Below are 18,736 nucleotides of genomic sequence, written 5' to 3' on the forward strand. Positions count from 1 at the left end.
ATGCTGAAAATTGGCGACGGATTAATTAAAAGGAATAGGAAAAACGTGCCATAATTTGTGTTGGATCTTTTATCGGTGAGGTGGCAGATAATAATCGGCCACGATTGACCTCAATATCCAATTTAAGATCGCGATAATTGATACTGGCACCTGCACTAAGCCCCATTGCGCTGGCCCAATTTTGTTGTTGTTGTTGCTGAATGCGGCCAACATCAAGGCCTAGGCGCGGTGTTAGGGTGATATCACCCAGTGCAATGTTGTGCGATAGCGTATTTTGTAAGTACCAGCCATTATCCGCTGATAAGGTATTACGACTAAAACCACGAATAGCACTGCTATCGGTAATACTTAGCCATTCGATACCCGGTAGGCGATCGTGGGAGTATTGGCCGTAGAACTGATTACTAAATAGATAAAAATCATCAAATAGTTTGAAATATTGATTGGAGGTCACGGCGAGTTTAGCTTTGGAAAATTGGCTATCCTGATAACGGGCTGACAAATTCTGGTCAGCACCCAGCAATGATAATCCCTGCTCAATGCTGAAATTAATATTGAATATGCCTGTGGGTAAAATGTGCAGATGATTAACACCTAATTCAAATACTGTGAGTGTTGGGCTACTGACAGCGATTCTTTGGTCATTAAGGTAGTTTTCAGCCTGCTTATAGGTCAGTTGGGCGCTCAGGCCATTAATTTGACCTTGATCGCGATAGAAAACATAATCAGTGCGTAATCCATGTTGCTGAGTTTTACCTTGCAGTTCGATGGTATTAAACTGCATTTGCACTGGGTAAAGGTATTCGGAGTAACTGCCAAAACCACTGAAAGTTAATGCGCCGTAGGGAACGGAATAAAATAGCGAGTAGGCACGGCTATAATTTTTTTGCGGGTTATCGGTGGTGTCTGTGATATTTAAGCTAATGGAATCTGATAGCCCAAGCGGATTATCAAATGAGAGCGTATTGCGGCTTAGCCACTTTCCGGTATATTCATTGCCGTAATTATCGAGTGATGTCGTCAGGTGCCAGGGTTGTGAACGGGTATTCCTGAGTTTGAGAATTGATCCTCCCGGTAGGGTGCCCGGTAAGATATCTACAGTTATTTTGTTTGAAGGTAAGCGGTTAGCTTGATCTAGCCCTTGGTCAAGCTGGGTAATATTCAGTGGCTTACCGATCATGTTCGGGAAAATAGTTTCACCACTTAACTCTGGATCATCACTTTCAAATTTTTCAATAAAGCCCTCGGTGACATTCAAGCCCAGTTCACCATCAGTATCGGTTGGTATAAACTGGATACGTGTCGTGATATAGCCTTTCGTCAGATAAATATGAGTGAGTTCGCGGGCCAACATATTGACATTTTCACTGCCAATACATTTTTCAGGTATGGCACTTAACTGAGTTAAATCATCGGGCGTTAATAAGGTAATACCCTGAATATAAACACCGTTGATGGGTAAGCATTGTTCGGTGTTTTCCAGTTCTGGTGCATTGCTCTCAACATCTGGTATTAATTCTATTTGTTTAAGTTGTGTTCTACGGCGCTCTTCTATTAGGTGATTAATTTCATTACTGCTGTTTTGTAAGCTCTGACGTGACTCATCAATGGGGAAGGGGATGTCTATCCCTGGCATCGTATTAGCTTGAGCGCCCGTGCTCAATAATAGCCACAGTGTAGTACGTTTTTTGATCATAATGTCCGGTGGGGGAGATGTACTGACCAGACAAATTAATGAGCAGGCCCTTCTTCTCCATCCTTGAGTCAAATTTACGGGCAGCACAATTACCGTCCCTAAGAAGTAAGAACGACAGGTAAATAGCGGGATTAAGGGATATTCAGAAATGATAGCAAGATAATTATATTTTAATATTAATCTGACATTGAATGGCTGGATTCAGATTTAATTAAAGTATATTCAGGTTAATGCTGGATGTTGTTTGGTTTTTTTTGTGGAAGGAAATAGCATGGGGGAGAAAATACGCCACCACTGCACTGATAATAGCCACAATACAGACCATCGATATAAAGCGAGCATCTTTAATTGTCAGTGTCAGATATGAAAAACCGGACGAAATTGCCCGGTTTGTTACGCAGTCTAACTGTTATTCAAATCTCATATTTTTCAAACAGCGTTTTACTCAAACAAATTGTGATGCAGGGTTTGCACCACTTTTTCGGCATCACTGCCCGGGATCAGGAAGCAGAGGTTATGGCTGCTGGCACCATAGCAAATCATGCGAATATTGAATGGGTCGAGCACGCCAAACACCTCTTTGCCCACACCGCAGGACTGTGACAGCTGGTTGCCGATAATCGCCACTAGCGCCAGGCCCTCCTCCACTTCTACCCGGCACAGGGAGGATAGCTCGGTCAGCAGCGAGGTGGTCAGCAGGCTACCTGCCGTTGATGTCGAGCCGGTGGTATCCAGTGTCAGTGCCACACTCACTTCTGAGGTGGTGATCAAATCCACCGAGATATTGTGGCGCGCCAGAATGTTAAACACCTCGGCCAGAAAACCGCGGGCATGGAGCATGTTCAGGCTATGCAGGGTCACCAAAGTCTGATTGCGGCGCAGCGCCAGGGCGCGGAACAGGGGCGGGTTTTCGGTTTCGTTACACACCAAGGTGCCGCCAGCGGCGGGATCTTTGCTTGAGCCGACAAACACCGGAATGTCGCTGCGCACCGCCGGTAATAGGGTGGCAGGGTGCAATACTTTGGCGCCAAAGGTTGCCATTTCAGCCGCCTCTTCAAAGGCAATTTTGTCGATGCGTTTTGCCGATGGCACCACCCGTGGATCAGTGGTGTAAATTCCTGGCACGTCGGTCCAGATATCAATGCGGCTGACGTTAAGTGCTTCGCCCAGCAGTGCGGCGGTATAGTCACTACCGCCACGGCCAAGGGTGGTGGTTCGGCCTTTGCTTTCACTGCCGATAAACCCTTGGGTCACCACAATGGCGTGCTGGATGCGCGGGGCCAACTGGGTTTGGGCCAGTTCCGCTAATACCGTGGTGTCCGGTTCTGCGCGACCAAAACGGTCATTGGTTCGCATGATTTTACGCACATCAAACCACTCTACCGCCACTTGGCGCTGGCGCAGCAGCTCGACAAACAGCAGGGTCGACATCAACTCGCCGTGGCTGACCAGCTCATCCGTCAGTGCCGCCGAGGTCGCCAAACTGGCCGCTTCTGACAGCATAGCGATGTTTTCCAACATGCGGTCAATCTCTTCGCGGATCACCAGCGGATCGGCGAGTTTCGCGAGAATAGCGTCTTGAATTCGGCGAATTTCATCCAAATGGTGCTCGCGTTGTTCTGGCTCGCAGCCATCGGCAAGGGCGACCAACAGATTGGTAATTCCGGCAGAGGCCGACAAGATCACCAAACGAACGTCCGGGTTCGATAAAACCACATCCGCGCTGCGGCTCATGGCATCAAAATCAGCCACACTGGTGCCGCCAAATTTGGCGACTACGGTCGCAGAAGGGGGGCGGTTAGTCTGTTGTTGCATAGCGGAAATCATCTAAAAAACCTCGTGTCAGGGGTGTCTGCTTGGGGGCATCTGTATTTTCTCTGTACAAGGGAATAACGGGTTATCGGCTTTCTGTCAACGATATGCCTATAAGGTATTTTCATCTTTAATAATTAGCCCCGTCATATCACTAAATTAACTGGATACTGGCTGAGATGTGGGCGGCTGCTAAGATTGAAACTCTTAACACGAATTGGCGTAGCAAGAAAACAGGGATCAGATCAAGTGTTGTTTCGAGAGATAACACCTATCGCAAGAAAAGAGATCTCAATCACACCCGAACAGGATACAATTAGGCCATTCGTTTCATTATCCTTAAGCCTAGAAGAGCGCCGCTATGAAAAATATTAATCCTAGTCAAACCGCTGCCTGGAAAGCGTTACAGCAACACTTTGAACAGATGAAGGACGTCACAATCCGCAGCCTGTTTGCCAAGGACGACCAGCGTTTCAGCAAGTTTTCAGCCACTTTTGATGATCAAATGCTGGTGGATTTCTCTAAGAACCGCATAACCGACGAAACCATGGAAAAGCTGCAAGCTCTGGCGCAAGAAACTGATTTAGCTGGCGCGATTAAGTCCATGTTCTCCGGTGAGAAAATCAACCGCACGGAAGACCGCGCCGTGTTGCATGTTGCACTGCGTAATCGCAGCAACACGCCAATTGTGGTGGATGGCAAAGATGTGATGCCAGAAGTGAATGCAGTGCTGGCCAAGATGAAGCAGTTCTGCGATCGCGTGATAGGCGGCGACTGGAAAGGCTATACCGGCAAAGCGATTACCGATGTGGTAAATATCGGCATCGGTGGCTCAGATCTTGGCCCTTATATGGTGACCGAAGCGCTGCGCCCCTACAAAAATCATCTAAATATGCATTTCGTTTCTAACGTCGATGGCACCCACATCGCCGAAACGTTGCAACCGCTGAACCCAGAAACCACGCTGTTCCTGGTGGCATCGAAAACCTTCACCACCCAAGAAACCATGACTAATGCCCACAGCGCGCGCGACTGGTTCTTGTCTACCGCCAGTGATGTGAAGCATGTTGCGAAACACTTTGCGGCACTATCCACCAATGCGAAAGCGGTCGGTGAGTTTGGCATTGATACCAACAATATGTTTGAGTTCTGGGACTGGGTCGGTGGCCGTTACTCCCTGTGGTCAGCCATCGGCTTGTCTATCGCGCTGTCAGTGGGCTTTGAACACTTCGAGGAGTTGCTCTCTGGCGCACATGCCATGGATAAGCACTTTGCCGAAACCCCAGCCGAGAAGAACCTGCCTATTCTGCTGGCGCTGATTGGTATCTGGTACAACAACTTCTTTGGCGCAGAAACCGAAGCTATCCTGCCCTACGACCAATATATGCACCGTTTCCCTGCTTATTTCCAGCAGGGCAATATGGAGTCCAACGGTAAGTATGTGGATCGTAACGGTAATCCGGTTGATTACCAAACTGGCCCAATTATCTGGGGCGAACCTGGCACCAATGGTCAACATGCGTTCTATCAGTTGATCCATCAGGGTACTAAATTGGTTCCTTGCGACTTTATCGCTCCGGCTATCAGTCATAACCCGCTGAGTGATCATCACGCCAAGTTGCTGTCTAACTTCTTCGCGCAGACGGAAGCTCTGGCGTTTGGTAAATCACTGGCTGAGGTTGAAGCTGAATTTGCTGCTGCCGGTAAAACCCCGGAACAAGTGGCACATGTTGCGCCGTTCAAAGTATTTGAAGGTAACCGCCCGACTAACTCCATCCTGCTGCGCGAAATCACGCCATTCAGTCTGGGGGCGTTGATTGCGCTGTATGAGCATAAGATCTTCACCCAAGGGATTATCCTGAACATTTATAGCTTCGACCAATGGGGTGTCGAGCTGGGTAAACAGCTGGCTAACCGCATTTTGCCAGAGTTGGCGGATGATAAAGATGTGACCAGCCATGACAGTTCAACCAATGCGTTGATTAACTGTTTCAAGAGCTGGCGTTAAGCTTACAGGCTTAAGCTCCTTGATCCGCGCTTATTAGCCTCTTACTCGTAAGGGGCTTTTTTTCGGCTCGGGTAATTTTACCGACTTTAACTAGGGGTATTTATGGCCAAAAATTCGCGTTCGCAGTGGATAGCCAAAAATCTACAACGGTTGTTGAATGTGGGATTGATTGTTTTGGCCGCTATTTTGGTGGTTTTCCTGATTAAGGAGACCTTCCATCTTGGTAAGGTGCTGTTTATAAATAATCAGGATGCGTCCTCTTACATGTTGATTGAGGGGATTGTGATTTACTTCCTCTATTTCGAGTTTATCGCCTTGATTGTGAAGTATTTTGAGTCGGGTTATCACTTCCCACTGCGCTATTTTATCTATATCGGCATCACCGCCATTATCCGACTGATTATTGTCGATCATGAAAATCCGATTGATACCCTGATCTACTCCGCATCTATTTTATTGCTGGTGGTGACTCTATATTTAGCAAATACCGAAAGATTGAAAAGAGAGTAGTTTTTTAATCATAAAAATGGCGGCCATTAAGGCCGCCCTAAAGACACAGTACCAGAGGGAAAGAACAACAAATCGAGCAGCGGCATAAATTCAGATAACAGATGATGCATAGAGGGGGGAATATTCCGTTCTGGCCCTAATGGTGTAGGCCAGCGGAGCGCCGATAGGAACAGTCTCCCCGTTATCACCATAATTTAGCCTTTCACCCCACCGGCTGTTAGCCCACCCACCAGCCAGCGCTGCGCTAGCAGGAAGACGGCGGTGATCGGAATGGCGGAGAGCACGGCGGCGGCGGCAAAGTCGCCCCACAGGTAGTTTTGTGGGTTCAGATATTGCTGCATCCCCACCGCCAGGGTGTAACTGTTCACATCACGCAATAGTAATGAGGCAACCGGCACTTCGGTGATGGCGGCAATAAACGACAGAATAAACACCACGGCTAAAATGGGTACTGACAGCGGTAAAAGTACCAGTCGGAAGGCTTGCCATGGGGTGGCACCGTCCAGGGCGGCGGCCTCTTCCAGTGAGTTATCAATGGTTTCGAAGTAGCCTTTGATGGTCCAGACGTGCAGCGCAATCCCGCCCATATAAGCAAAAATTACCCCGCCATGGGTGTTCAACCCGACAAACGGCAGATATTGCCCGATACGGTCAAACAGGGCATACAGCGCCACCAATGAGAGCACCGCTGGGAACATTTGGAAGATCAGCATGCCTTTGAGCAGGGTGCTTTTGCCCCGAAAACGCATACGCGCAAAAGCATAAGCGCAGGTGGTGGAGAGTGTCACAATGCCGATTGCGGTGATCACCGCAATCTTGATTGAGTTCCATAACCACAACATGACTGGGAACGGCGGTGGGGTCACACTGCCGTCGGCATGGGTCACACTCATGCCCAGTGCCAGCTTCCAGTGTTCCCACGAAATTTGATCGGGGATCAGGCTGCCAGTGGCAAAGTTACCGGGCCGCAGCGAAATGGTGATAACCATCAGTAGCGGGAACATAATCAGCGCGATAAAGCAGAGCATCAGAAAATGAGTGCCCCATAGACGCAAACGTTGGGATTTAGGTTGAACCATGGCCATCTGCATCTCCTCCTTAGTCAAAATTCATTTTGCTGGCTTTCAAATTCAGTATCGCTAATGCGCCTACCAGAATGAAAATCAGGGTTGCAATGGCGGCTGCCAAACCAAAGTCCTGCCCACCGCCACCTTCGAAGGCGATGCGGTAGGTGTAGCTGACCAGCAAGTCGGTATACCCCGCAGGGGTGGTGGTGCCAATCATATCCGGGCCACCATTGGTCAACAGCTGAATCAGCACGAAGTTATTAAAGTTAAAGGCGAAACTGGCAATCATCAGCGGCATCAGTGGTTTAATCAGTAGCGGGAAAGTGATGCGGAAGAAGTTCTGGAATGGCCCTGCGCCATCCATTGCCGATGCTTCATAGAGATCATCAGGGATCGCCTTCAGTAGCCCCATGCACAGAATCATCATATAGGGATAGCCTAGCCAGGTATTGACGATCAGAATCATGCTTTTCGCGGTGATGGGGTCACTGAACCAGGCCGGTTTGATGCCAAATAAGTGACTCAGCATCAAGTTGATTTCACCGAAGCTTTGGTTAAATAACCCTTTGAAAATCAATATAGAGATAAACGCGGGCACCGCGTAGGGCAGGATCAGTAGCACCCGATAGACGGCTTTGCCTTTCAGGGCGTCCCATTGCACGACGCAGGCCAGCACCATTCCCACCGCGACAGTCAGCACCACAGTCAACAGCGAGAAAATAATGGTCCAGATAAAGATGGAGATAAAGGGCTTCTGGATGCCCTCATCGTGCAGCACCCGCAGGAAGTTTTTCCAGCCAATGGTGACGGTAAAACCGGGGCTGAGTTTCTCATTTTCCCACTGCCCATCAGCGCCAACGGCCTGATAGAAACCGACATCGGTATTGGGTCGATAGATAACGCCAGTCTGCTTATTGATAAGCTCTTTGCCATCCGCGCCCAGGGTGTAGAGTGGGCTGGTTTCGGCGAATTGGCGCAGTGAACTCATGCGCAGTTCGCCACCGTCCGGCAGGATAGCCACTAATCCACTCAGCGCCTGACGATTCTGGGTAATGATCCGCAGGGAGGCGCGTTCGCCACTCTGTTCAGCACTGGCCGGGGTCACTTTGACGCTATGTTCGCCGAGAGTATCTAAGATGAATGGTTCGGAAATCAGGACGGTATTGTCATCGGGATTGGTCAGTTGCAAGCGCCATTGGTTACCGCTTGGATAGAGGCCAAAAGTGAAGGTTTTACCGGTTTGGAACTGCCGGTCCATCAAGACCGATTGGGCGCGCTCGAAGGTTAATTGGTTGGTGCTGCTATAGTTGGTAAAAGCGATGGCGATGGTGCAAATCAGTGGGAACAGGACAAACAGCCCCATCCCTGCCACGCCAGGATAGACATAGCGCCAGGCATAAGCGCGGCGATTAGCGAAAACATACAGCCCCAGACTCACTAGAATCAGCGTCACGATGGCAAAAAGATATTCACCTTGAGCATACATCAACAGGATCAAATAGCAGGTGAAGAGACTTAATACGCTGATAATCAGCCATTTAAGGGCATCACTTTGCCACCAGGCAACTCTCTTTTTACGGCTTTGGGATAACAGCATAATGGTCCCTTTTGTGACTATTTGGTGATTCTATTGAGTAACAGCATTACGACTGAAAACTGGGTGGGGCACAGCGAACCGTGCCCCTTTTGCAGGTGAAACTGTTATTTGGTGATACGGGCTGCCGCGTCGTTCAGTGCCGCTTCCACAGTCTGACGCCCAGTGATGGCGTTCAATACCGCGCTGCGAGTGGCATACCAGAAGGCGGCCATTTGTGGAATGTTCGGCATGATCTCGCCTTTGGTGGCGTTATCCATGGTCGCAGCAATACGTGGATCTTTTGCCAGCTGCTCTTGGAATGATTTCAGTGCAACTGCGCCCAGCGGTTTGTCTTTGTTGACTTCAGCCAGACCCTGGTCAGTTATCAGGTAGTTTTCCAGGAATTCAGTGGCTAGCTCTTTGTTCGGGCTAGCGGCGTTGATACCGGCAGTCAGAACACCGACGAACGGCTTGGATGGCTGACCATGGAAGGTTGGCAGCAAGGTCACACCGTAGTTGATTTTGCTCTTATCAATGTTAGACCACGCCCATGGGCCATTGATGGTCATCGCGGTTTCACCTTTGTTAAAGGCGGCTTCAGCGATGGAGTAATCCGTATCCGCATTGATGTGCTTGTTCTTCACCAGATCGACGATAAATTGCAAGCCCGCTTTAGCACCGGCATTGTTCACGCCGACGTTTTTCACGTCGTAAACACCATTTTCAGATTTGAAGGCGTAACCACCGTCAGCGGCGATAAGTGGCCAGGTGAAGTAGGGTTCTTGCAGGTTCCACATGATGGCGCTCTTACCATTGGCTCGCAGCGTTTTGTCCAGCGCAGGGATCTCTTCCCAGGTTTTCGGCGCTTCTTTGACCAGATCTTTATTGTAAATCAGTGACAGTGCTTCAACCGCCACTGGGTAACCAATCAGCTTGCCATTAAAGCGGACCGCGTCCCATGTGAATGGGAACAGTTTGTCCTGGAAAGCTTTAGAGGGGTGCAGCTCAGCCAGCAAGCCAGATTGTGCGTAGCCGCCGAAACGGTCATGGGCCCAGAAGATAATGTCCGGGCCATCGCCAGTTGCCGCCACTTGTGGGAATTTCTCTTCCAGTTTATCTGGGTGCTCGATGGTCACTTTAATGCCGGTGTCTTTCTCAAATTTCTTACCGACCTCCGCCAACCCGTTATAGCCTTTATCGCCATTAATCCAGATAACCAGTTTACCTTCTTCAATCTTGGCAAAAGCAGAGGAGGAGAGCACCAACGTGGTTAACGCTGAAAGGGCCAAAACACGTGCGGTCTTACCAATGCCGGATTTTGTGAAGCTGCGAGTCATAATCCAATCCTTTTATCCAATTTTGTGGGTACTCACTTTCTTGAGAATCATTAGCTGTAAATTCTCTAGCCTACTTTCAGGCCGGTATCGCCGTGAATCACTCAGTGAGGAGGGGGTGGCAGCATTGCAAAAATGTTGAGCTGCAAGCCAGTTATTGCACTGACCAATACATTACGCTGACATATTGAGTCACAACCGGATACAGCATCATCCTCCCCCCCTCTACGCCCCCCAACGAGTTATTGTGACCCACTTAACATTGCTGCCTATTCTGTGGTGTCAGGCACAATAATGTAGGTCGAAATTTGCAAGGCAGATCACGTATTTGTATTTACAGTGGAACTTCTGCCTACCCCCGTCGTTCTCTCATCCTCCTATCTCCTCCCCCATGAAAAACTTTGTTACGGATGATTACCTAATAGTGTCACTCCCGCATTATCGCCAACATTGAAAACGGCACCGCCACTGCGTCAGCAGCATAGAAACATCGTTACCAACAAAATGCGGTTGTTCGGTTAATTATTACCCAGCCAGATCAAGACGTTGAAGCGTTAACTCACGTGCCGCCCTATACTCAGGCCGCGACGTCGTCCGGGGCAACCGGCTTAAAGTCTGGCGGAACGACGCGTAGCCAGAGAGTTATCAGGGCTGGGAGTTATCGATGGGTTATGCCGGGATTTGCTTCCGCCATTTTTCTTCATTCAGGTTTTTATGAAAAGTTGTTTGCGAAAGCAAAGGAGTAACAGATGGCTAATGTCACGCTGAGTGGCGTTTATAAAGCCTTTGGTGAGGCTGTGATCTCCAGAGATATCAATCTGGAGATCGATGACGGTGAATTTGTGGTGTTTGTTGGCCCATCCGGATGTGGAAAGTCAACGCTGCTGCGGATGATTGCCGGTCTTGAGGACATTACCTCGGGTGAGTTGCTGATTGGTGGTAAGCGGATGAACGAAGTGCCGCCTTCTGAACGCGGCATCGGCATGGTGTTTCAGTCCTATGCACTTTATCCCCACCTATCGGTGGCAGAGAACATGTCGTTTGGCCTGAAATTGGCAGGTGCAAAAAAAGCTGAAATTAACCAACGGGTGAATCAGGTAGCAGAAGTGCTGCAACTGGCTCACCTGCTGGATCGGCGGCCAAAGGCGCTATCAGGAGGCCAGCGTCAACGAGTGGCGATTGGTCGCACCTTGGTGGCTGAGCCGGATGTTTTCTTGCTCGATGAACCGCTATCCAATCTGGATGCCGCACTGCGAGTACAGATGCGCATTGAGATATCGCGGCTCCATAAGCGGCTGCAACGCACCATGATTTACGTCACCCATGATCAGGTCGAAGCCATGACGCTGGCCGACAAAATTGTGGTGCTGGACGCGGGCAATGTGGCGCAGGTGGGTAAACCACTGGAGCTGTACCATTACCCAGCCAATCGCTTTGTTGCGGGCTTTATCGGCTCGCCAAAAATGAATTTTTTACCAGTTAAAGTGACCGCCGTTGAACCTCATCAGGTGCAGATCGAACTGCCAAATCCCAATGGCCAGTTAGTGTGGCTACCGGTAGAGGGCACTCAGGTTCAAGTCGGCGCGAATATGTCTTTGGGGATCCGCCCGGAACATCTGCTGCCAAGCAATGCCTCTGAAGTCACGCTGGAGGGCGAGATTCAGGTGGTCGAGCAACTGGGTAACGAGACTCAAATTCATATCCAAATCCCGGCAATACGTCAGAACTTGGTTTACCGCCAGAACGACGTGGTGCTGGTAGAAGAAGGTGCAACATTCTCCATCGGTCTGCCACCACATCGCTGCCACCTGTTCCGTGAGGATGGCACCGCATGTAAACGGCTGTACCAAGAACTGGGCGTTTAAAGATAGCAGCGCCCGGTGACGGCAAATGTTAAGCACGCATGCCGATAGGCAAATATAACAGGAGATTACTGATGACTACTCTGCGCAAGTTACCGATAGCACTGGCTGTTGCCGCTGGTGTCCTTTCCACTCAAGCCATGGCAGTTGATTTCCACGGGTATGCACGTTCTGGTATCGGTTGGACCGGAAGCGGTGGCGAACAACAATGTTTCAAAACGACAGGTGCCCAAAGTAAATACCGTCTGGGCAACGAGTGTGAAACTTATGCGGAACTTAAATTAGGCCAGGAGTTGTGGAAAGAGGGCGATAAGAGCTTCTACTTCGATTCCAACGTGGCATATTCCGTTTCACAACGGGATGACTGGGAATCGACTACCCCCGCATTCCGCGAAGCCAACGTGCAGGGTAAGAATCTGATCGAATCCTTGCCGGGTGCCAACATGTGGGCCGGTAAACGTTTCTATCAACGTCATGATGTCCATATGATTGACTTCTACTACTGGGATATTTCTGGCCCTGGTGCAGGTTTAGAGTCAATTGATCTGGGCTTCGGTAAATTATCTGTGGCAGCAACCCGTAACTCCGAAGCGGGGGGTTCAAGTGCTTGGATCGACAATCAACAAAAATTTGCCGAGCACACAGTTAACGATGTGTACGACGTGCGTTTAGCCGGTTTAGAAACGAACCCCGGCGGCACACTGGAGTTTGGTGTGGATTACGGTCGCGCCAATACTCAAGATGGTTACTCGTTAGCACAAGATGCCTCGAAAGATGGCGTGATGCTGACCACGGAACATACCCAAAGCATGATGGGTGGCTTTAACAAATTTGTTATTCAGTATGCCACTGACTCCATGACCTCCTACAACAGCGGCCATTCACAAGGGACATCTGTGAATAACAACGGTCATATGCTGCGCATTATTGACCACGGTGCCATCAATCTGGCCGAGAAGTGGGACATGATGTACGTCGCGTTATATCAGGATACTGATCTGGATAACAACAACGGCAACACTTGGTACAGCGTGGGTGTGCGCCCAATGTACAAATGGACGCCAATCATGAGTACCTTGCTGGAAGCGGGCTACGATAATGTGAAGTCACAACATACCGGCGAGCGTAACGGCCAGTACAAACTGACTTTGGCGCAACAATGGCAAGCAGGCGACAGCATCTGGTCACGTCCGGCTATCCGTGTCTTCGCCACTTATGCCAACTGGGATGAGAAGTGGGGCTACAACGATACCACTGGCGTGGCGCAAGATGGCACCCTCGATACCAACAGCCGCGGCAAGAGCAACGAAGTCACCTTCGGTGCGCAATTCGAAGCTTGGTGGTAACAGCAGTGATGCAGCCGTCCTTCGGGGCGGCTGTTCTGTTTTGATTCCTGTTTTTAACAAGATAAGTCTATATACCCGTCATACCTCAAGTTGCAGCCAACATCCCTGTAGCTTGAAGTATGACGGATATAATTGGTTAACTCTGCCAACCTTGCCTGTGCACAGTTAGCGCCGACACTCAATGCATGAGGGTATAACAATGAAAAAAAATCTGCTGACACTCTGTCTGGCATTGGCTCTGGGGATCACCGCACCTCTGGCAGCCGCCAACTCAACTATTTCTCCGGCGAATGTTTCTATCGCGCCGACCATCAGTACCGCCACATTACAGCAGTTGCCATGGCAGCCATTAGTGCCACCGGCGACCCAAGACATCAAACTGACAACTGCCAGCCCGCAAATCTCGCAAGGGAATATTGAAGGGGCGGTTGCTGCCTTTGCATTGCCTGCCGATCGTGGATCGATGGAGATCACTCTCAGCAGCTTAGTTATCGATAACCAGCTGTTCTCCCCTAGCGTATTGGTGCTCGACGAGCAAATGCGCCCGGCCGCTTACTACCCCTCCAGCTATTTCACCTATGAAAAAGCGGGCATTATGACCAGCGACCGCCTGCAAGGGGTGATGAAACTGACGCCAGCGCTGGGTCAGAAACAAATTTATCTGCTGGTGTATACCACGCGCGAAGATCTGGCAAAAACCACCAAACTGCTTGATCCGGCTAAAGCTTACGCCATGGGCGTGGGTAACGCGGTGCCAGATATTCCAGACCCAATTGCCAAACATACCCCAACGGGCAACTTAAAAATTAAAGCCACAGCCGAGCAAGGCATGGGTAATGTCATGATTGGCTTGATTCAGGCAGCACCGGTTTCGGCCCCAGTGGTGGTGGGCAGCGCCGCTCAACCCGCAGCGGTAGCGGCACCAGCAGCAAAACCAGCAGAACCGATGCTGAGCGAAACTGAAAACTACTTCAACCAGGCGATTAAAGACGCGGTGAAATCCGGCGATGTCGATAAGGCGCTTAAATTGTTGAACGAGGCGGAACATTTGGGCTCAACTTCAGCCCGAAAAACCTTTATTGGTAGTGTAAAAGGCAAGGGTTAAATCCCGGCACTGCCGAGTATGGCTCGATGGTTGGTGCGTTTCGACGCACCTTTTTTATTGGGGATTATAAGCGGCTACTGCGCGCTGTCTGCACCTAAACTACTGCCGCTCGCTACGCCTTGTTTCGTTGTGGTATTTCCCAATAAGTGGCTGACGGCATCTTTACGATCTGCCGGTTCTCTCCGTGGCATGCACCGATCTTCTATTCTCTCTTTCTCTATCCGCTGAATATATCTGAGTTAATTGCTTGTTGTGGTTATGATAATCAGATGCCGCCACAGCGCCATTCTGCGCTACAATGGCACCCTATTTAGCCACTGTTTTATCCCCAGCAGGGAGCGAGTCCCATGTCTACCGGCGATGCATCAATTTTAAAACCTATCCAATGGCGTGCCATTGAGCAACCAAATCTTCCCACTGACATCGCGGACTGGCTGATGGAGTTGGGGTCGATGACTCGGCGTTTTGAGCAACATTGCCAGCGGGTGCACGTCGAACCGCAACGGGAGTGCTTTATTACGCGCCGTGAGTTAGGTGAAGATGCAGAGCATTTACCCGTAAGCGAACGTTATTGGCTGCGGGAAATCATTTTGTGTGGTGATAATGAACCCTGGCTACTGGGCCGCACGGTGATCCCCGAGGAGACCCTGTCCGGCCCTGACCGCGCGCTGGTGGATTTAGGCACACTACCGCTTGGGCGCTATTTATTTGGTGGCGACAATTTAACCCGGGATTATATTCAAGTGGGGCGGCAGGATGCACTATGGGCGCGCCGTTCGTTGCTGCGCCTGTCTGGCAAGCCCTTGTTACTGACAGAAGTTTTTTTACCGGCCTCGCCGCTTTATTCGGTTTCAGCTGGTTGATGTGGCGGTGAGATTTAGGAGATGGATAAATTGAAGGGAAGTATTGTTCAGAGCAAATGGCTGGCCTATTGCCGTTTGATGCGTATTGATAAACCAATTGGTTCATTACTACTGCTGTGGCCGACCCTGTGGGCGTTATGGTTGGCGGGGCAAGGCATCCCAGAGATGCGGATACTGGCAGTCTTTGTCTTAGGGGTCTTTTTCATGCGCGCGGCCGGTTGTGTGGTCAATGATTATGCTGACCGACATATTGATGGCTTTGTGAAACGCACCGCCTCCCGGCCACTACCCAGCGGTATCATCAGCGAAAAAGAGAGCAAAATCCTGTTCGTGCTCTTGGTGCTGCTCTCGTTTGGCTTAGTCTTAACCCTCAATCTGATGACCATCGCGCTGTCGCTGGCGGCACTGGCACTGGCTTGGGTATATCCGTTTATGAAACGGTTCACCCATCTGCCGCAGGTGGTGTTAGGCGCAGCTTTTGGCTGGTCAATCCCCATGGGCTTTGCTGCGGTCAGCGAAAGTTTACCGCTGGTCTGCTGGCTGCTATTACTGGCCAATATCTGCTGGACAGTCGCCTACGACACTCAATACGCGATGGTTGATCGTGACGACGACCTCAAAATTGGCGTGAAATCCACCGCCATTTTGTTTGGTCAGCATGACAAATTGATCATTGGTTTGCTGCAACTGGCTACACTGCTGCTGCTGGTGGTCATAGGCTGGTTGATGAATCTAGGCGGGGCATTCTATTGGTCAATTTTGCTGGCGGGAGCGCTGTTTGTTCATCAACAGAAGATGATTGCCGGGCGTGAGCGGGACGCCTGTTTCCGTGCATTTTTGAATAATAATTATGTGGGGCTGGTGCTGTTTTTAGGCATTCTCATCAACTACATGTAAGCAATGACAAGCCGATAAAAAATGGCCAGATGGTAAGTCTGGCCACTCCTATTTCTACCCTGAAGGATTAATCTTCCGACTTATCATTAGCCTCAGGTTCCGGCAGTTGGTTGCTGGTTTCCGCTGGCATACTGACACTTTCAATCGTCAGCTTCACTTCTGGCGTCATCAAGGCGCTCAGCATGTTATATACTTCCAGCGTATGGGCTTGAACCGCATCACCGCTATCACTGATATAACCCTCTTCACGTAGGGTGCCGACCAGCGTTGAAAAGACTGCTTTATCAAAGAATTCCGGTGCGTTAATCCCATGCAGCACGGATAAACGCTGCGCCATGATGCGGCTCTCTTTCTCCAGCGCGCCACGATTGATGCTGGGGTTGGCACTGAGTAACGATAGCGTAATCGCATAGCGTTGCAGTGTTTCACGCACACCGGCGGCCAATAATTGCAGCGGGCGAATACGGGCCGGATTCAGCACCAATTCGTTCCCTTTGTCGCAAATCAACTGTTGGCGAGCCAGTTCATCAATCAAGGTATCCAGCGTCTTCGGCAACTGCTCTTTGCTGTAATGCAGGAACAGTTCGGCTTTCAACATCGGATAAATCATGCTGATTTGACGCAACAACTCGGCACGGGTAATGCGACGGTGGTACATCACCATGCTGGCAATCAGTGACGGCAGCATCAGCAAGTGCTGGATATTATTGCGATAGTAGGTCATCAGCACGGCTTGTTCCCGTGGCAGGATGATAATGTCACCGATATTATCTTTCTCCACCTCAAACTTATTCATATTCAAGGCGTGATTCAGTAACTCTTCCGGTGTTTTATCCGGTACGGTGACATCTTTCGCATAAGGCACATTGCGCATTAGTTGCAGGTAGCAGTCGAGCTGCTCAAGCAACTGTTCGCGGGTCAGTGAGCGCTGACGTGACGCTAACAACGCGGTAGAACAGAGGTTCATGGCATTGGCAGCGGCCGCATTGTTGATTCTGACCATAATCTTACCGGCCAAATCATTCACCGCTGGCGTCAACCAGCTTGGGCGTTGAGCTTCAATCGGATCGATAGCATCCCGCCATTGCGGCACATTGGTGTTCAGATAGGTGGTCAGCGGGATCGGCTCACCAAAGTTAACATAGCCCTGCCCGAGATTACGCAGCTTGCGCAAGCCACGTAGCATCTGCAACAGGCTCTCTTTCTCTTTGGTCGCGCCACGTAGCTCTTTGGCGTAAGTGCCCACTTCCATCACATGCTCATAGCCGATATAAATCGGCACCAAGGTGATAGGGCGCGAACCGCCACGTAGCATGGCCTGAATGGTCATCGACAACGTGCCGGTTTTTGGCTCCAACAGGCGGCCGGTACGTGAACGGCCCCCTTCCACGAAGTACTCCACCGAATAACCACGGGTAAACAGCTCACCCAGATATTCACGGAACACTGTTGAGTAGAGTTTATTGCCCTTAAAGGTGCGGCGAATAAAGAACGCGCCCAGGCGGCGGAAAATCGGGCCAGCAGGCCAGAAGTTAAGGTTAATACCCGCAGCAATATGTGGCGGCACCAACCCTTGATGATAGAGCACGTAGGAGAGCAGCAGATAATCCATATGGCTGCGATGGCAAGGCACATAGACTATCTCATGACCATCTTGCGCCAGTTGCCGCACACGCTCGGCATTATGGACATTAATGCCTTGATACAAGCGGTTCCACGTCCAGCTCAATACCCGGTCAGACAGACGCACGGCTTCATAAGAGAAGTCCGCTGCAATCTCTTCCATCAGCGTAATGGCGTTTTGCTGCGCTTTCTCATGGGAGATTTTCTTGGTCCGCGCTTCATCAGCCACGGCTTTTTCAATCGCCTTGGAGGTTAACAGCTTCTGGAACAGATCCTGACGGGCCGGTAGACTTGGGCCGACTGCCGCTAGGCGCTGACGTGAGAAGTGCATCCGCGCCACACGCGCCAGCTTATGGGCGATGGTTTTATCGGTGCCGTGTTCGCTGGCCATACGACGCAGTGAGACTGTGGTCGAAAAACGGACAAAGCTATCGCGCCCCAGCCACAAGACGGCAAAGAATTTCTGTATGCCGTTAAGCACGCGCAGATGTGGTGTACCATGGCCTTCACGACCTGGTGAGCGGCCAAACATCACGGAAACCGGTAGCATCTGGATATCCAGCGCCGGATTATTGCGATGTAGATCCAGATAATCGTGGAAGAGTTTTACCGACTCCTGTTTCGGCGCGTAATAGCGAAAGACCCTCGGGCCATTGTCGATAAACACATGGCTGGGGAGTAGCACGCCATCGATCTCCAATGGAATCAATGGATCGGGCAGATCCAGCGCCTGACACTGTGCTCGCAAAGTCAGTAAATCAGCCTTAGAATTGTAAGGCAAAACGTACAGAATAGGACGAGACGGGTCTAACCCTAACTCAGTCACAGGATCTGCCGGAATAACCTTGCTTTTTACCAACAATTTAAGTGGTAAATTCAACAACTTATAATATATTTTACGCCAACCTGACATAACAACATGAAGCCTCTTGTTAGCAATTCATCGCAAGGATACCAGAAACTGGTTTTTAGATCTGTGGTGATGAGACAACAGAAAGCGGTAAAAATCATCATCTACTTAAGATAAAGGCAATAAA

13 protein-coding genes are annotated in these 18,736 nt (G+C 50.1%); 7 read left to right on the forward strand and 6 right to left on the reverse strand.

Features of this window, described 5'->3' with window-relative positions:
• Nucleotides 1–25: 25 nt before the first annotated feature.
• Both FFE93_RS01575 and lysC read right to left on the reverse strand, forming a co-directional pair.
• Nucleotides 26–1,696, reverse strand: a complete 1,671-nt coding sequence (locus FFE93_RS01575; protein WP_138774712.1) for a ShlB/FhaC/HecB family hemolysin secretion/activation protein — start codon at nucleotides 1,694–1,696, stop codon at nucleotides 26–28.
• A 441-nt stretch (nucleotides 1,697–2,137) separates the two neighbouring features.
• Nucleotides 2,138–3,523, reverse strand: coding sequence for a lysine-sensitive aspartokinase 3 (gene lysC / locus FFE93_RS01580; protein WP_032896582.1), 1,386 nt, complete (start codon nucleotides 3,521–3,523; stop codon nucleotides 2,138–2,140).
• 346 nt (nucleotides 3,524–3,869) lie between these two features.
• Here lysC and pgi point away from each other — a divergent pair, with 346 nt between their 5' ends.
• Complete coding sequence (pgi, locus tag FFE93_RS01585; RefSeq protein ID WP_049602624.1) at nucleotides 3,870–5,516, forward strand: glucose-6-phosphate isomerase; 1,647 nt, start codon at nucleotides 3,870–3,872, stop codon at nucleotides 5,514–5,516.
• Nucleotides 5,517–5,618: 102 nt separating this feature from the next.
• Nucleotides 5,619–6,026, forward strand: a complete 408-nt coding sequence (gene psiE, locus FFE93_RS01590; RefSeq protein WP_005271228.1) for a phosphate-starvation-inducible protein PsiE — start codon at nucleotides 5,619–5,621, stop codon at nucleotides 6,024–6,026.
• A 194-nt stretch (nucleotides 6,027–6,220) separates the two neighbouring features.
• On the opposite strand, the gene malG is transcribed toward psiE, so the two are convergent.
• From malG to malE, 3 genes are all read right to left on the reverse strand, one after another.
• The gene (malG, locus tag FFE93_RS01595; RefSeq protein ID WP_032896651.1) at nucleotides 6,221–7,111 is read right to left on the reverse strand and encodes a maltose ABC transporter permease MalG; all 891 of its coding nucleotides are present in this window, start codon (nucleotides 7,109–7,111) and stop codon (nucleotides 6,221–6,223) included.
• Nucleotides 7,112–7,124: 13 nt separating this feature from the next.
• Nucleotides 7,125–8,690 (reverse strand): maltose ABC transporter permease MalF, encoded by a 1,566-nt coding sequence (malF, locus tag FFE93_RS01600; RefSeq protein WP_138774713.1) that lies wholly within the window; start codon nucleotides 8,688–8,690, stop codon nucleotides 7,125–7,127.
• A gap of 104 nt (nucleotides 8,691–8,794) precedes the next feature.
• Nucleotides 8,795–10,006: a maltose/maltodextrin ABC transporter substrate-binding protein MalE gene (malE, locus tag FFE93_RS01605; protein WP_005271231.1), complete on the reverse strand. Its 1,212-nt coding sequence runs from the start codon at nucleotides 10,004–10,006 to the stop codon at nucleotides 8,795–8,797.
• Nucleotides 10,007–10,752: 746 nt separating this feature from the next.
• Between malE and malK the strand changes: the two genes are divergently transcribed.
• The 5 genes from malK (at nucleotide 10,753) to ubiA (ending at nucleotide 16,076) form a co-directional block, all read left to right on the forward strand.
• Nucleotides 10,753–11,868, forward strand: a complete 1,116-nt coding sequence (gene malK / locus FFE93_RS01615; protein WP_005271232.1) for a maltose/maltodextrin ABC transporter ATP-binding protein MalK — start codon at nucleotides 10,753–10,755, stop codon at nucleotides 11,866–11,868.
• Nucleotides 11,869–11,939: 71 nt separating this feature from the next.
• Nucleotides 11,940–13,211: a maltoporin gene (locus tag FFE93_RS01620; protein ID WP_005271233.1), complete on the forward strand. Its 1,272-nt coding sequence runs from the start codon at nucleotides 11,940–11,942 to the stop codon at nucleotides 13,209–13,211.
• 199 nt (nucleotides 13,212–13,410) lie between these two features.
• Entirely contained in the window at nucleotides 13,411–14,316 is a 906-nt protein-coding gene (malM, locus tag FFE93_RS01625) for a maltose operon protein MalM (RefSeq protein ID WP_054872838.1), read from the forward strand.
• 347 nt (nucleotides 14,317–14,663) lie between these two features.
• A complete protein-coding gene (gene ubiC, locus FFE93_RS01630; RefSeq protein ID WP_005271235.1) occupies nucleotides 14,664–15,179 on the forward strand; it encodes a chorismate lyase in 516 nt (171 codons plus the stop codon).
• 30 nt (nucleotides 15,180–15,209) lie between these two features.
• Nucleotides 15,210–16,076: a 4-hydroxybenzoate octaprenyltransferase gene (gene ubiA / locus FFE93_RS01635; RefSeq protein WP_032896652.1), complete on the forward strand. Its 867-nt coding sequence runs from the start codon at nucleotides 15,210–15,212 to the stop codon at nucleotides 16,074–16,076.
• A gap of 67 nt (nucleotides 16,077–16,143) precedes the next feature.
• Here the strand turns inward: ubiA and plsB are convergent, their stop codons facing one another.
• Nucleotides 16,144–18,612, reverse strand: a complete 2,469-nt coding sequence (gene plsB / locus FFE93_RS01640; protein ID WP_054872837.1) for a glycerol-3-phosphate 1-O-acyltransferase PlsB — start codon at nucleotides 18,610–18,612, stop codon at nucleotides 16,144–16,146.
• Between the last annotated feature and the right edge of the window lie 124 nt (nucleotides 18,613–18,736).

Origin of the sequence: Yersinia sp. KBS0713, from assembly GCF_005937895.2 — a bacterium.
GTDB lineage: Bacteria > Pseudomonadota > Gammaproteobacteria > Enterobacterales > Enterobacteriaceae > Yersinia > Yersinia bercovieri.

Bases quoted from the DNA above. Each gene is read 5' to 3' on its own strand.
- FFE93_RS01575 (WP_138774712.1), bottom strand. From the start codon at position 1,696: ATGATCAAAAAACGTACTACACTGTGGCTATTATTGAGCACGGGCGCT.
- pgi (WP_049602624.1), top strand. From the start codon at position 3,870: ATGAAAAATATTAATCCTAGTCAAACCGCTGCCTGGAAAGCGTTACAG.
- malF (WP_138774713.1), bottom strand. From the start codon at position 8,690: ATGCTGTTATCCCAAAGCCGTAAAAAGAGAGTTGCCTGGTGGCAAAGT.
- malK (WP_005271232.1), top strand. From the start codon at position 10,753: ATGGCTAATGTCACGCTGAGTGGCGTTTATAAAGCCTTTGGTGAGGCT.
- malE (WP_005271231.1), bottom strand. From the start codon at position 10,006: ATGACTCGCAGCTTCACAAAATCCGGCATTGGTAAGACCGCACGTGTT.
- ubiC (WP_005271235.1), top strand. From the start codon at position 14,664: ATGTCTACCGGCGATGCATCAATTTTAAAACCTATCCAATGGCGTGCC.
- malG (WP_032896651.1), bottom strand. From the start codon at position 7,111: ATGGCCATGGTTCAACCTAAATCCCAACGTTTGCGTCTATGGGGCACT.
- psiE (WP_005271228.1), top strand. From the start codon at position 5,619: ATGGCCAAAAATTCGCGTTCGCAGTGGATAGCCAAAAATCTACAACGG.
- lysC (WP_032896582.1), bottom strand. From the start codon at position 3,523: ATGATTTCCGCTATGCAACAACAGACTAACCGCCCCCCTTCTGCGACC.
- FFE93_RS01620 (WP_005271233.1), top strand. From the start codon at position 11,940: ATGACTACTCTGCGCAAGTTACCGATAGCACTGGCTGTTGCCGCTGGT.
- malM (WP_054872838.1), top strand. From the start codon at position 13,411: ATGAAAAAAAATCTGCTGACACTCTGTCTGGCATTGGCTCTGGGGATC.
- plsB (WP_054872837.1), bottom strand. From the start codon at position 18,612: ATGTCAGGTTGGCGTAAAATATATTATAAGTTGTTGAATTTACCACTT.